15 protein-coding genes and 1 riboswitch are annotated in these 14,508 nt (G+C 43.4%); of the genes, 5 read left to right on the plus strand and 10 right to left on the minus strand.

All coding sequences use genetic code 11. The features are described from left to right. Positions 1-113 precede the first annotated feature (113 nt). Together Q1J64_RS14220 and Q1J64_RS14225 are read right to left on the minus strand one after the other, a co-directional pair. Positions 114-476 carry a hypothetical protein gene (locus Q1J64_RS14220; protein WP_301109754.1) on the minus strand — a complete coding sequence of 121 codons (363 nt, stop codon included), beginning with the start codon at positions 474-476 and terminating at the stop codon, positions 114-116. 192 nt (positions 477-668) lie between these two features. Next, on the minus strand, positions 669-1,244 hold the full coding sequence (locus Q1J64_RS14225; protein WP_301109755.1) for an exonuclease domain-containing protein: 576 nt from the start codon (positions 1,242-1,244) through the stop codon (positions 669-671). A 176-nt stretch (positions 1,245-1,420) separates the two neighbouring features. Then, a riboswitch (TPP riboswitch) is annotated at positions 1,421-1,532 on the plus strand. A gap of 81 nt (positions 1,533-1,613) precedes the next feature. On the opposite strand from Q1J64_RS14225, the gene Q1J64_RS14230 reads away from it, so the two are divergent. The 4 genes from Q1J64_RS14230 to Q1J64_RS14245 all read left to right on the plus strand — a co-directional run bounded on the left by Q1J64_RS14230 (position 1,614) and on the right by Q1J64_RS14245 (position 5,371). Beyond that, positions 1,614-2,183, plus strand: a complete 570-nt coding sequence (locus Q1J64_RS14230; RefSeq protein WP_301109756.1) for an ECF transporter S component — start codon at positions 1,614-1,616, stop codon at positions 2,181-2,183. A gap of 1 nt (position 2,184) precedes the next feature. Continuing rightward, on the plus strand, positions 2,185-3,669 hold the full coding sequence (locus tag Q1J64_RS14235; protein ID WP_301109757.1) for an ABC transporter ATP-binding protein: 1,485 nt from the start codon (positions 2,185-2,187) through the stop codon (positions 3,667-3,669). Beyond that, the gene (locus Q1J64_RS14240; protein ID WP_301109758.1) at positions 3,647-4,414 is read left to right on the plus strand and encodes an energy-coupling factor transporter transmembrane component T family protein; all 768 of its coding nucleotides are present in this window, start codon (positions 3,647-3,649) and stop codon (positions 4,412-4,414) included. Before Q1J64_RS14235 ends, Q1J64_RS14240 begins: the two co-directional genes overlap by 23 nt. Positions 4,415-4,555: 141 nt before the next feature. Next, the gene (locus Q1J64_RS14245) at positions 4,556-5,371 is read left to right on the plus strand and encodes an MBL fold metallo-hydrolase (RefSeq protein ID WP_301109800.1); all 816 of its coding nucleotides are present in this window, start codon (positions 4,556-4,558) and stop codon (positions 5,369-5,371) included. A gap of 76 nt (positions 5,372-5,447) precedes the next feature. Here the strand turns inward: Q1J64_RS14245 and Q1J64_RS14250 are convergent, their stop codons facing one another. Continuing rightward, positions 5,448-6,611 carry an MFS transporter gene (locus Q1J64_RS14250; protein ID WP_301109801.1) on the minus strand — a complete coding sequence of 388 codons (1,164 nt, stop codon included), beginning with the start codon at positions 6,609-6,611 and terminating at the stop codon, positions 5,448-5,450. A 157-nt stretch (positions 6,612-6,768) separates the two neighbouring features. Here Q1J64_RS14250 and Q1J64_RS14255 point away from each other — a divergent pair, with 157 nt between their 5' ends. Continuing rightward, positions 6,769-7,191 carry a MarR family winged helix-turn-helix transcriptional regulator gene (locus tag Q1J64_RS14255; protein WP_301109760.1) on the plus strand — a complete coding sequence of 141 codons (423 nt, stop codon included), beginning with the start codon at positions 6,769-6,771 and terminating at the stop codon, positions 7,189-7,191. A gap of 225 nt (positions 7,192-7,416) precedes the next feature. Here Q1J64_RS14255 and Q1J64_RS14260 read toward each other — a convergent pair whose 3' ends face one another. From Q1J64_RS14260 to Q1J64_RS14285, 7 genes are all read right to left on the minus strand, one after another. Further along, positions 7,417-8,292 (minus strand): helix-turn-helix transcriptional regulator, encoded by an 876-nt coding sequence (locus Q1J64_RS14260; protein ID WP_301109761.1) that lies wholly within the window; start codon positions 8,290-8,292, stop codon positions 7,417-7,419. Between the two features lie 265 nt (positions 8,293-8,557). Continuing rightward, positions 8,558-9,445: a fructosamine kinase family protein gene (locus Q1J64_RS14265; RefSeq protein WP_301109762.1), complete on the minus strand. Its 888-nt coding sequence runs from the start codon at positions 9,443-9,445 to the stop codon at positions 8,558-8,560. Positions 9,446-9,565: 120 nt separating this feature from the next. Next, complete coding sequence (locus Q1J64_RS16735; protein ID WP_367183374.1) at positions 9,566-9,814, minus strand: FAD-dependent monooxygenase; 249 nt, start codon at positions 9,812-9,814, stop codon at positions 9,566-9,568. 16 nt (positions 9,815-9,830) lie between these two features. Then, positions 9,831-10,244: a universal stress protein gene (locus Q1J64_RS14270; protein ID WP_301109763.1), complete on the minus strand. Its 414-nt coding sequence runs from the start codon at positions 10,242-10,244 to the stop codon at positions 9,831-9,833. Positions 10,245-10,502: 258 nt separating this feature from the next. Next, positions 10,503-12,173 (minus strand): urocanate hydratase, encoded by a 1,671-nt coding sequence (hutU, locus tag Q1J64_RS14275; RefSeq protein WP_301109764.1) that lies wholly within the window; start codon positions 12,171-12,173, stop codon positions 10,503-10,505. 16 nt (positions 12,174-12,189) lie between these two features. Then, positions 12,190-13,329, minus strand: coding sequence for an acyl-CoA dehydrogenase family protein (locus Q1J64_RS14280; protein WP_301109765.1), 1,140 nt, complete (start codon positions 13,327-13,329; stop codon positions 12,190-12,192). 6 nt (positions 13,330-13,335) lie between these two features. Next, positions 13,336-14,484 carry a CaiB/BaiF CoA transferase family protein gene (locus Q1J64_RS14285; RefSeq protein WP_301109766.1) on the minus strand — a complete coding sequence of 383 codons (1,149 nt, stop codon included), beginning with the start codon at positions 14,482-14,484 and terminating at the stop codon, positions 13,336-13,338. Positions 14,485-14,508 lie beyond the last annotated feature (24 nt).

A 14,508-nucleotide genomic window follows, 5' to 3' on the forward strand; every position in this document is an offset into this window, starting at 1 on the left:
CTGGCTAGTTGGACACCCCTATTATATACAGACTCAAAAAAGCGTCCGCTCCTTTTAATCAGGAACGAACGCTTTCTATTCTTATTCTAATAACCGAATCCAATACTCACATACTACGCGTTTAGACTGACAGCATTCATACTTTCAAGAAGTGCTTTTGCATCTTGATTTAAGTAAGTAAGGGAATCCTTCTTGCTGATAAGTGCAGCTTGATCTTTGACGATTAGCTTAAACGCACGTACGTCAAAATTGGAAGCATAATGATTCATAGCATGTAATGTGTTAATTTCTTTTTGATTCAGCGTCTCCGCGCCTTTATCCGTCACAAACTGTAACAGCTCCTGTGCATTTCGATTGAGCCTGTGATGCGCACGCTGCAGTAATGTTTGATTTTGCTCCATATACTTTCTAGCTGAAATGAAATCCAATTCATCCACACATTGATTTATCGCTTTAAACAACTCTTGAGCATTCATATTTACCACTCCTTTTAACCCACTAAATACTATACCACAATAGGTTCTAAAGTTTCAACAAGTAATTCTATTGTTCTATATTCGGAAATGAAACAAAAGGTATATATGCTTACACGGAGGATAGAAATATAAAAGGCAAAGCATCAATTGATCGATGCTCTGCCACTTTTATTAACTATATATTACTCACTATCACCAACGTTGAACAGCTGGTTTTTTCAACGGATTCTTCTCCATCAAATACGAAATAAATGTCGCATCAGCCGCAAGTTTCGGATGTGAGAAATTCAGCAAAGCAGCCAGATTTTTTGCATCATCAAGTGCTCTGTGTGCCTGCTTCACTTCAATTCGATGCGCATTCAGCAACTGCTGGAGCTTGCCGTTTTCAAAACCATAGTCCTTCCACTTGATCTGTCTGACCGAACAATACCAATCCATATCCAATGTTTCAGGGAGCAACCGGCTAACAAATCCTCTGTCGAAGGTCGCATTATGCGCAACAATTCCGTCCGCCTGATCCAGAATCGAAATGATTCGATTCATATCGAGCGACCTCCCTCTTACCATCTGATCGTTAATTCCTGTTATTCTCGTAATCGTCGAAGGGATCGAATAAAATGGTTCTTGAAATTCACAATACTCGTCTGTCACGCGGACAATACGATTATTTTCCAATTCACCCAGCATGACCCCGAGTTCAATTACTTCGTTACCCTCCGCACTCATTCCCGTCGTTTCGACATCTATAAAAGCAATCTGTTTAGTCATAGGACAACTCCTTTGCATCCATTAGCTGCTGATAGTTTTCATTGGTTCTTACTCTAGCAACAAACTCTTACCTTCTATTATATCAGCGCACCCATGTTCTGTAATAGCATCTTGCTTTGATCAATTTGACAGGTTGCCAGATAAAAGTGACTGCTGTATACTAGCATTGCTAACATAATTGTCCGTACGGGTGCTTGAGTGAATCAGGCTGAGATAGCAGTTGGAACCGCTGCTGACCGTGAATCTGATCTGGGTAATGCCAGCGTAGAGAGCGTGTTCGATGGAATAATTGGGATAGAATTCCCTCCTCGGCTGTCTGCTCTTTCAGACGGCTTTTTGTTTAGGCAAAAATAAAAGGAGTGGAATCTATTGAAGAAATTAAAGTTTACAGATTTGCTGATCACGATCATGGTCGGCGTTGTCTTCGGCATCCTCATGAAATTCTGGGATGACCTATACACTGTAGTGAAACCCATCATGCCGGTCGCCCGCCAACTGATCTATGGCATGTGGTTTATGGTGGGTCCGTTCGCCTATTTGCTCATCCGTAAGCCTGGTACAGCACTGATTGCAAGTATTGCAGGTGCGAGTTTATCCGCGTTCGCAGGACACGGCATTGAAGTATTAATGTATGGGTTTGTGCAGGGGCTGGCAGCTGAATTAGTATTTGCGGCTGTTCGCTACAGAAAATTCTCCATGCTCATTGCCGGACTTGCAGGTGTCGCCTCCTGTGTTGCCAGCTTCACGCTTGATTTGGTTTATGGTTATGCAGCGCTTGAAACTTGGGCTCTCATAGTGAAATACGGACTGCGTGCGATCAGTGCATTCATTTTCACCGGCATATTTGCAGTACTGATTGTCCGTGCGCTTGAAAAAACAGGCGTGACGTCATTAATCCGTCCTGTCGATAAAAAAGAATACACGATGCTGGACCAGTAACATGCAGATGGTTCATTCGAAACAACATCCGGTCAGCGTCACCAATCTGCGTCTGAAGTTTCCCGGTGAAGATTCATTGGTCTTTAAAGATCTCTCGTTTTCCGTGCAGCAAGGCGAAAAAGTTCTGTTGCTCGGACCAAGTGGCTGTGGTAAATCGACACTGCTACAAGTGCTTAGCGGCATCATTCCAAACTCCATCGAACTGCCAATGAAAGCAGAGAAAATTGAGCTTCCTGCGTCCTGGGGCTTTGTCTTCCAGGATCCAGACACGCAATTCTGCATGACATATGCAGATGAGGAGCTTGCGTTTGTACTTGAGAATCTTCAAATACCACGGGATGAAATGACACCTTTAATTGAAGACGCCTTAGAACTCGTAGATTTACAACTAGAATCATCTCATTCGCCGATTAATGAAATGTCGCAGGGCATGAAACAGCGTCTGGCGCTGGCTTCTGTACTGCTGCTGGAGCCGGATGTCCTGTTTCTCGATGAACCGTCTGCCCTTCTGGACCCGGAAGGAACAGAGCAAATCTGGTCCTCTATCAAGCAGGCAACAGCAGATAAAACGGTCATCATTGTAGAACATAAAATTGATTTGATTGCAGACTGGGTGGATCGTGTTGTGCTGTTTAACGACAACGGAGTGATTATTGCGGAAGGTCCGCCTGCAACGGTTTTCGCGAATTATCAAGAAGAACTGAAACGCTACGGTATCTGGTATCCGGGCGTATGGGAGGAGTATTTGGCGTCAGATGCTTTTGGCTCGATGATGCATAATCGTAAGCCTGCTGGTTCTGACAATAAAATTCTTTTGGATGGTTTTACTGGTTTTCGTGGTAATACTCCGAAAATCTCTGCGGAACAAGCAGAAGTGAAAGCTGGCGACTGGATTACGATTGTTGGCGAAAACGGCACAGGCAAAAGCACTCTGCTACTGTCACTAATGCAATTACTGCGGACAGAAGGTCTTTATGAAATAAACAGCGTACCCGTTATTCAGAAAAAGAAGAAACGACAGTTGCCAAAAGGCCTGTCTCTTGTCTTCCAAAATCCCGAGCTACAATTTGTCACGAACTCAATTGCTGAGGAATTGACCGTTTCATTGCACGGTATACCAAAAGATCAGGCTGAAGTGTATGCGAAGGAACTGACGCACTTATTTACTCTACCGAATTCAACAGGACGCCACCCCTATCAGCTCTCTACAGGGCAAAAGCGCCGACTTAGTGTAGCCACAGCACTAACTCCAGAAACTGATATTGTGCTGCTGGATGAACCAACTTTTGGACAGGATGCCCGCAATACGTTCGCGATTCTTGAAAAACTTGAGCAACTGCGGACTAAGGGTGTGACTATTTTAATGGTGACGCATGATATGGAGATTGTGGAAAACTTCGCGACAGCGGTCTGGACCGTAGCGGACGGTAAAGTACATGTGGATTTTGCAGGAGGTGCTTTGAATGCTCGCATGGTTCACACCTGAACGCACAACCTGGCTGTTCAAAGTCAACCCGGCACTCAAATTCATTGTCTTCTTTGCACTATTACTAATTACGCTCTTTAATCAAAATTTTTCGTTCGCTGTCTGGCAGGCCGTTTTTTACGGAATATTATTTTATGTATTCAGCGGCTATTCAATGAAGAAGCTTGCGTTGTTGTCGATTCCGCTGTTGATTTCATTCCTGTCTTCCGCACTGACGCTTACCCTGTTTGGTAAAGGGGATACAGTGCTGTGGCAGTGGTATTTGATCAAGATTTCTGAAGAGAGCATTCAGCATGGTCTGCTGCTCGGCAGTAAGTCTCTTTCATTCGGCTTTGTCGGCTTCACATTCCTGCTGACAATCCAGCCTGTCCTGTTTTTCTATGCCATGATGCAGCAATTCAGACTGCCGTCAAAATACGCATACAGTTTCATCGCTTCTTTCCGTTTGATCCCTGCCGTAACCGAAGAACTACAGATTCGCAGAAATGCGTTGAAAGTGCGTAATATCCGCTTCGCTAGAGGAATCAAGGGTGTTTACGAACGGTTACAAATGTACACCGTTCCCCTATTCGCCCAAAGTATCAGGCGCGCGCAGCGCATTGCGGTTGCGATGGAAGCAAAACAATATCAGATGGGCGCAGCGAGGACGTATTATTATACGACGCATTACAGTCGGATGGATGTGGTGTTTATTGCGGTCATGGTTAGTGGGTTGGGTTCAGTTGTGATGCTGGCACTTTTCTGATAACTAAATTAAATATTCCTGAAGACGCCGGCTATGGTAAAAACAGAGCCGGCGTTTTTTCTAATTAGTTGGATCTTTTTTATGAATCACTATTCATTTTATGGTATCCTTATTGAAAGCCAGCAGAAAGAGTGGGTGCAAATGTTTCTAAAGAAGAATGTGGAGCACGGAGAAGTACAGGGTGTTCGTTTTATCAATGGTTTGGTTTCTTTTAAAGGTGTGCATCTCAATGTTTTTTGCTTTGAAACAGACGGTGTGTTAATCGATACAGGCGCACAGTCATTGCTGAATCAATTTAAGCCTTTTTTCGCAGAAGCTAATATCGATCAAGTCGTCATTACTCACTCCCATGAAGATCATACAGGCGGAGCCAGCTATCTGCAAAAGGAATACGGTCTGCCTGTGTTAATGAATGAAATGTCCGTTCAAGAATGCGCTAAAAATGCTACTCATCCTTTTTATCGAAAGCTATTCTGGGGCCCACGGAAGTCACTGACTGCACAGCCGATCGGTGAAAAGTTTTCGTCTAGAAACGCTGACTGGAAGGTCATTGCGACACCGGGTCATGCAGAAGATCATTTGGCGTTTTTAAATGAAGGTACCGGCCAGCTCTTTTCGGGTGATCTGTTTGTAAATCCCAGGACTAAGCTTGTATTACGCAATGAAAACATTCCAACTATAATTCGTTCTATCGAAACAGTACTCTCTCACGATTTTGATGAGATGTTCTGTTGCCACGCAGGTTATGTCAAAGACGGACGTAAAGCAATGGAAATGAAACTTGATTATCTGACAGGTCTTCGTGAAAAGACACTGACTCTTCATGAGGAAGGTCGCGATGAAAAAGAAATTCAAACACAGCTGTTCCCCAAAAAGTACCCCATTAGCTATCTTTCATTTGGCGAATGGGATTCTATCCATATGATCCGTTCGATTTTGGCTGAAGAAACACATTAAAGTCTAATAGGTATTTATAATGAAAAGCTCTTGATCCATCACAGTTCAAGAGCTTTTACCCTTCGTTAAGATAAGATCACACAGACTCTTCTCCTCTTTCAGTTGGTGCGCTCTTTTTAACTAATACAAATAGCAACATCACAACCACTGAAACAAGCAGCGCCCCAGCCAGCAAGCTGTATTGGAAACGAATCGATTCGTAGCCGGCTGCTTTTCCAATGGAATCAAGTACAACCGGTGATAAGAACTGACCGATATAAATCATGCTGGATACAATAGAAATGACACGGTCGCTGAGCCGTGGATCCATATTGCCGAGCACTTTCACATTAATTAACGGGAAGATAATCCCCTGACCAAATCCAACCACGCATACACTCATTAGAATAACGGGAATGGAATGCGTTACCGTAAGAACACCAAATGCAATCCCCATAGCAAGTATCGCCGCCATCATCAAATACTTTTTGAAAAACACTTGCAGACGTAGCAGAAGCATACTTGTAATCATCCCGCCAATTGTTGTAAATGACATAACGATCCCAGCTGTCTGAGAACTCCCTAACTCACTCTGTTCCAAGTACAATGCCATATTTGTAGCGATAGCATAATAAGCAATCATAACACCGCATGCCGCAAGTGCCATTCCATATACGGAGAGGGGCATTTTTGCTTTCTCTTCCCCTTCCCGCGTCTTCAACGGTTCATTTTTCGGAAGATACAAGAGCACTAATACGAAAATCACCAACCCCAGCCAATACACATTAAACGGCACTCTCCAGTTAAATGCCGCCAAATAACCCGCCAAAAGCATCGTGATGATTCCGCCTAAATTACTGAAGGCTGTATTATAACCCATCATTTTCGTCCGTTCTTTTCCATGGAAATGATCACTGATCAGCGTAAAGGAAAGCGGCATAACCAGCCCCACCCCTGCACCCAATACTAAACGGAACGCCAGCAATACTTCAATGGTATTCGCAAACTGCGCTCCCACCCCACCGACAATGTAGATGCCAAGCCCAAGCAAAACAATAGAACGCTTAGATATTTTCTTCGTTAATGAACTCGAGATAAACGAAAAAGGAATAATCATTAATGATGGCACAGTCAAAACTAGCTTAATTAACAGAGGATCTGCATCGGGAAAATGGGCTGCAATTAATCCAAGTGCCGGCGAAATAGCCGCCCCTGCCATAACAGTCGCCATTGCGATCGAAATAATAGTCGGTTTTAACATACGATTCAATTCATCAGACCTCCAATTCAAATTAGTTAGCACGCTAATTAAATCGCACTTTGAATGAAAAGTCAACATGTCTTTAATTTTTTTGTACTTTAGCATTCATTCATTTATTGATACAATTAGCACACCAATAGTGTATGGAGGAATTCCAATGATCGAAAGCGAAATTCGTCTCTTATTGCAAACAATCGCGATTCAGACGCGTAAAAACTACGCACAGCAACTTCGCCAGCTGGATCTGCATATCGGCCAGGAACTTGCCCTATTTCATTTGTGGGAACAAGAAGGTCTAACACAGTCTCAATTGCGAAATAAAATGGGCTCGGAAGCATCAACAGTCAGCAATATGCTGCGAAAACTAGAACAGGATGGAATTGTCTATCGTACAAATGAAGGGCCTGACCATCGCATTTCAAATGTTTATTTGACGGAAAAAGGAAAGCAATTGAAAGTACCTATCACAAAGATTTGGGAAGAGCATGAGAAGCAGATGTTGCAAGGGATTTCGAACGAAGAATTGGGTACATTGCGTAATGTTTTGTATCAGATGAAAGAGAATTTGACTGGCGAATAATATTTTTCACACTGCAAAAGGAGCTTCTCTGAAAAAAATCAGAAATGCTCCCTTTCTACATTACACATTAATTTCCCAAGAAACCTTTTACCAAATGACCAATCCTGCTGTAAAAGAATATTTTCCCTATAGTTATGACAGCAAAAATGATAAGAACTGAAATTACATACGTTTTCGTTTTCCACTCCACCGCATTCCCTCCCGCTCACTATAACGCTTTTTCTGTCACTCAGAGAAGTCTAAATTTGCAGGTTGTACGGGCAGATGTTCCTTTGAAAGCATATTGGTAACCGGCACATTGAGATCTACTTCTTCAAAACGGAATCCGTCCATCCACACTCTTCCTTCGCCTATCAGCAGTACACCGAAATGAATCGATTCACTCTCAGGCGGCACATCCAAAACGATTGCATACTGGTTCCATTGTGTTGTTCCTGTAATCGAACGTCGATCCATATTATCGAACTGAACAGGATCACCAAATGCATTATCAATCCGCAGCCACGCTCCGCACTTAGAAACCTTTTCCGACTTTATATAACAAGACAGCCGAATTCGTTTCCCGTTGTACTGCGTTGATTGAAACTCCTGCATCAGCGTAGCAAACTGCTGTTCATTGCTTTCTCCCGTGGAATATAAGACAGCCGACTGCGTTCCTGAATGGAAAACCTGTTCATCCAACTTGGCTTCATACAAATCTGCATTTGTCCCACTCAGCAGCCAGCCCTTGATATCTTTATGTTCCATACCATTCATCTCCCTCTCTACTCTCATTGTTTTCATCATCCTGCGATACTGTCCCGGTGGAAAAGCGTATATTTCCTTGAACGCTCTGGAAAAAGCTTCTTGCGAATTAAACCCGAGCGCAAAAGCAATCGTGATAATCGTTTCATTAGAATCAATCAAAAGGTTCGCTGCAACAGCCAATCTCCTATTTCTGATATATTCTCCTATCGTTTTTCCAGTTTCCTTTTTAAAAACACGCAGTAAATGATATTTGGAGTAACCTGTTAATTCCTGAAAGTGTTCTAATTCTAAATCACCTAGCAGATGCTGCTCGGTATAGGAAATTACAGATTGAGTGACTTCACTATATTCCATCTTTACCACCTCAATTTCATCATACCTGACTTTCCCATTTCACATTTGATGTAAATTGCTAAATTCTTCTCAAGTGTACCTTGTGATAAGAAAGGGTTTAAGCCTTATGTAAATGAAATAAAAGACACCTCCATTGCTATTCTCTTTTATCGAGCATGTACATTTGTAACTTAAATGTTTTATAGTCTGTTTTCCAAATCATGTTCACCATATTCATGCACCCGATATCTACTGACCAAATCAACTAAAAAAGCGCATCTCAGTTTTACCAAGTTGCGCTTTTCGCTGTCCATTTTACATATCTATTCAATATCCGATCTACTAATCTTCCATACGCTTCACCAAACATATTCAGATGTACAAGCAAATAATACAGCTGATAGATAGGTTCTCTTTCTTCATACGTGTCGGAAAGCGGTATAATATCTGTATAAGCGTTATAAAAACGTTCTGAAAACCCGCCAAAAAGATTCGTATAGGCAATTTCAAATTCATGATCACCATATAGAATGGATGGATCAATCAAGACTGGCGCGCCTTTCTTTCCGGCTATCCAATTACCTCTCCATAAATCACCATGAAGCAGGCTAATTTCAGGTTTTGCAGGAACCCAACGATCTAAATTAGCGAGCAACTCCACTAATTTCTGCTCTCTTTTTCCTTGAATCAGCTTGCGTTGGCGTCCAATTCTCAGCTGACCTGCAAGGCGGACATCTCGATAATACTCCAGCCAGCTGTCAGTCCGACGGTTATCATGTTCCAGCTGACCAATGAAACCATCTCCTTCCAGACCATATTTTGTACCTGTCGTCAGATGCATACAAGCTACCTGTTCTCCTAACTGCTGCTCCGTATGTGATCGTTTATCTTCTTCAATCCATTCGAGCCACAGCATCGGCACCTCGTTTGCAGTTACAATTCCATGCACCTGTGGAACATCCACTGTATCAGACAACCTGATTTTCTCCAGCCCTTGTCTTTCAAATTCAAAAAATGCTTCCGGCATATTGCGGTTCAGTTTCACAAAATATTCTTGTTCCTCTGTACGTATATAATATGCTTCATTAATATCTCCACCAGACACAGCTGCGTATGATCTAATAGATTCGCTGACTCCCAGATGCTTTAGACCATTTTTCAATACTTCATTCATCGAGACTCTCTCCTGACCTACTATTAATAAAGACTCTATAACACAGAAACTTATAGACAAAACAGTATTCATTTAGTTATCTACCCTAAAAGGACAGGAGTAATCATTTCTTCAAATAAACTAAAAAAGTGTCCGTCCAAATGAAGAACTGAAAGATTGTCCTGACTGCACAATTCTCTGTACCTTCTTTAAACGCATCGATTCATATTTCTTTAATGCTTTCACTGCGGATTTTCCTAGTAACCCTTTTGCAGCACACTTACCTAAGGCTGCTGCATCTTGCAATGAGGCATTAAAGCCGCTGGCAGTAATACGAGCGGGAACGTGAGAAAGGCTGTGCAGTAAGTCATAACATGACTTACTGCACAGCCTTTTCTATACTCTTTTATTTCACAACTGTTACTGAACAGTTCACATTTTTAATCACTTTTTGACTGACGCTGCCAAGCACCAACTTTTGAAGTGCATTCAATCCCCGGCTGCTCAGCACGAGATGATCAATTTCATTGGCATTTACGTGCTTGATGATCCGTTGCTCAGGATTTCCCAGCAGTAAGGTGATTTCAGCTTCCCGTCCCTCATTCTTCACTAATTCCATCACTGGATGTATTTGTTTCTTCTGATATAAAGAAAGACTGTTCGGACTTTGTTTCAAAAGCCGTTCGTCTTCTACCTTGTTAAAGTCTGTGACATAAATAATCTCAAGATGCGCTTTAGGAAAATGTTCAACCAGCATCAGCGCATACTCTGTTGCGCGCAATGACTGTTCTGAGCCGTCTACTGCTACAGCAATCTTCATCTAATAACCTCCTGGCATAACTGATATTCCACCGGAAAATGTGATTTCATAATTCATATACCCGCTACCCATAAATTCAGTCTTAGAAAATACGCACACAACCTTATATCTTTATTGATTTGCCAGAATATCATATTCATTGTACATCTGTAAAGTCCTACGCCAAAACTTTTCCGCTCATAATAGTAAAACGCCAGCCCTGTAAAAGAGCTGACGCTGAGTTCTATTGTATACGCCATTATTTCAGTGCGTTATGTGTTATTTCTTCTTTTTCATCGGGATGTGAACATGCCGATCTTCCGCCACTTCAATCGCTCTTGAGTAGCCTGCATCAGCATGACGAATGACACCCATACCTGGATCTGAAACGAGTACGCGTTTAATCTTTTCAGCTGCCTCATCTGTTCCGTCCGCTACCAGCACCTGCCCCGCGTGAATGGAGTAGCCCATTCCAACACCGCCGCCGTGGTGCAGACTTACCCAGCTCGCTCCGCCACTTGTGTTCACAAGTGCGTTTAAAATTGGCCAGTCTGCTACTGCGTCACTGCCGTCCTTCATAGATTCAGTTTCACGGTTTGGTGATGCCACTGATCCGCTGTCCAAGTGATCACGGCCGAATACGATCGGCGCGCTGATTTCTCCGCTAGCCACCATTTCATTCACTTTAAGAGCGAACTTATGACGCTCGCCGTATCCAAGCCAGCAGATACGTGCCGGCAGACCCTGCCATGCAACCATTTCCTGAGCCATGTCGATCCAGTTTGTCAGCACTTCGTTATCGCTGAACATTTCTTTCGCCAGCTTATCTGTCTTATAGATATCTTCCGGATCTCCTGACAAAGCAACCCAGCGGAAAGGTCCGTTACCTTCACAGAATAGCGGGCGCAAGTAAGCCGGGACGAATCCTGGGAAATCAAACGCGTTTTCTACGCCCTGTTCTTTTGCATAATGGCGGATGTTATTTCCGTAATCAAACGTTTCTGCTCCGGCTTTTTGAAGAGCAAGCATCGCTTCCACATGCTTTGCCATCGTCTCAAGGGACAATTTCTCATACTGATCCGGATTTTCTTTGCGAAGCTTCAATGCTTCTTCATACGACATACCGTTCGGCACATAGCCGTTTCTTGGGTCATGTGCGCTTGTCTGGTCCGTTACAATATCCGGAACAATTCCACGGTCTGCAATCTCTTGATATACATCTGCACAGTTTCCGACAAGACCGATGGATCCCGGCTCACCTTTATCTGTCAGTTCTTTCACTTTCGCCAACGCCTCATCTAAGTCCTCATAGATAAAGTCACAGTAACGTTCTTTAATTTTACGCTCAATACGTTTTTTATCAACTTCAACGACCAGAATAACTGCTTTCGCCATCTTTCCTGCCAATGGCTGCGCGCCGCTCATTCCGCCCATACCGCCTGTCAGAATGAACTTCCCAGTCAGATCCGGGCTGCCGAATACTTTCTTTCCTGCTTCTACAAAGCTCAGGTATGTCCCTTGAAGAATCCCCTGCGCTCCGATATAGATCCAACTTCCCGCTGTCATCTGACCGTACATCATGAGTCCTTCTTGATCTAGCTTATTGAAGTTTTCCCAGTTTGCATACGCCGGAACTAAGTTAGAGTTGGCAATCAGCACGCGCGGTGAATTTTCATATGTGCGGAACTTCCCTACTGGTTTACCTGATTGGATCAGCAACGTCTCGTCATTTTCTAATTCTTTCAGCTCTTCAATGATCGCATGATAGCTTTCCCAGTTACGCGCAGCTTTTCCGATTCCGCCGTATACAACGAGCTCGTCCGGATTTTCTGCTACTTCAGGGTCCAAGTTATTCATAATCATCCGCATAGCCGCTTCCTGCGTCCAGCCTTTACAAGTCAATTCAGTTCCGCGCGGTGCACGGATATTCTTTAACGGTGTATTATTCAAATCAAACCACTCCTTTTTATTTAACTACGTAGCTTGAGATAACCATTTTTTGAACTTGAGAAGTTCCTTCAAAGATTTCCAGGATACGCTGATCACGGTACAATCTTTCTACTTTGTATTCTTTCATATAACCATAGCCGCCGTGAATTTGCACTGCTTTGTTGACTACACGGTTTGAAGCTTCTGAAGTGATCAATTTTGCGATGGAAGCTTCTTTCGATAGACGGTAACCTTTTTTATCTTTCAGGCTTGCAGCGTAGTATGTGTACAGACGGCTGACCGCCACATCTGATTCCATTTCTGCCATCATCCATTGCAATCCCTGGTAGTTAGAGATTGATTTTCCGAATGCTTCACGCTCTTTCGCATAGTTGACCGTTTCGTCAAGTGCCGCCTGTGACACTCCAACTGCCATTGCTGCAATACCGATACGTCCGCGGTCCACAACTGTCATGGCAATTTTGAAGCCGTCTCCTTCTTCACCAACCAAGTTTTCTTTCGGGACTCTGACGTTTTCGAAGATTACTTCATCCGTCTTCGCACCGCGGATTCCCATTTTATCATCGCCTGCGCCGAATGAAAGACCCGGTGTGCCTTTTTCTACGATAAACGCACTGATGCCTTTTGTTCCTTTAGAGATATCAGTTTTTGCATAGACAACCAGCGTATCAGCATATGCACCGTTCGTAATGAAAATTTTAGAACCATTGATAACGTACTCATCGCCGTCAAGTTTTGCGTTCGTCTTCATGGATCCAACGTCTGTTCCGCCGACCGGTTCTGTCAGACAAAATGCGAATAATTTTTCACCTTGGCAGCCAGGAACTAAGTATTTTTCTCTTTGCTCTTTATTGGAAGCAAGATATAGACCGTCAATTCCTAAGTAGTGTGCAGTCAGAATTGAACCTGTTGCCGCACAGCCATATGTGATTTCTTCTACAGCGATCGCTTCAGCAATTGCATCTGCGCCTACTCCGCCGTCCTCTTCAGGATAGGCAATACCGAGTAATCCAAGTTCAGCCATTTTCGGAATGTGCTCTTCAGGGAAACGGTTTTCGCGGTCAATTTCTTCTGCTTTTGGCGCGATTACTTCTTTCGTAAAGTTTCTTACCATGTCACGTATGCTTTGTTGCTCATCTGTTAAGTCGAAATTCATTGTTCTTCACTCACTTTTCGTTAGATTTTTTTTAATCATTTCGTTGTGTTCACCTAAAGCCGGGCTTGGTGATTTTATTTGCACAGGTGTCGCCGACAGTTTTACCGGATTCCCTGGAATTCTTGTTTTCCCTGCTACAGGATGCTCGACATCCAGCAACATTTCGCGTTCTTTAATATGGTCAGACTCACTGATCTCCGCGATATTTAAAATTGTGGAACAAGGGACTCCTGCTTCACTGATCATATCCACCGCTTCATCAGCTGTGTAACCCGACAGCCATTCCTCAAGGATTACTTTAAGCTCTGCTTCATTCTGACCACGCAGTATGTCAGTTTTAAAACGCGCATCTTCCACTAACTCTTCTTTGCCCATTACACCACATAGCTTGACGAATAAAGGTTCATTAGCCGTCGCAATAACGATGCTGCCTTCTTTCGTTTCAAATACATCAAACGGTGCACTAATCGGGTGGCGACTTCCGATTCGCTCAGGTATCACACCTTCAGATGTATAACGCATAACGTTATGCTCGAGTAGCGAGAAAATCGTGTCGACCATCGCAACGTCAATCGCCTGGCCAATTCCTGTACGCTCGCGGTGGAATAATGCCACCATGACACCGTATGCCGCGTAAAGTGCTGCACTCATGTCACCCAGGGATGCTCCTGAACGGGTCGGTGGATTATCAGGATGACCTGTAATGCTCGCAATTCCGCCCATCGCCTGCGCGACAAGATCGTATGCTGGACGTTTTTTCAGTGGTCCATATTGTCCGAATCCTGAAATAGAGCAGTAGATCAAGCCTTCATTTACTTCTTTCAGCGCCTCGTAACCTAATCCAAGACTTTCCATGACGCCGGGACGGAAGTTTTCCACGATGACGTCCGCATCTTTAATGAGTTCCATTAAGCTTTCCCGATCGTCCGGATCTTTCAAGTTCATTTCGATACTTTTTTTACCACGGTTTAAAAACATGAAGTAACCGCTTTCTCCATTCTGGAACGGACCGAAGTGACGTGTATCATCACCTAGTTCCGGACGTTCAATCTTTATGACTTCAGCTCCCATATCGGCGAGCATCATCGTACAATAAGGACCTGCCAGAACTCTAGAAAAGTCCAATACCTTTATGCCTTCTAATGGTTGATTCATGATAATTCGACCTCATTTCTAGCG

Source organism: Sporosarcina sp. (assembly GCF_029257255.1).
Classification (GTDB): Bacteria; Bacillota; Bacilli; order Bacillales_A; family Planococcaceae; genus Sporosarcina.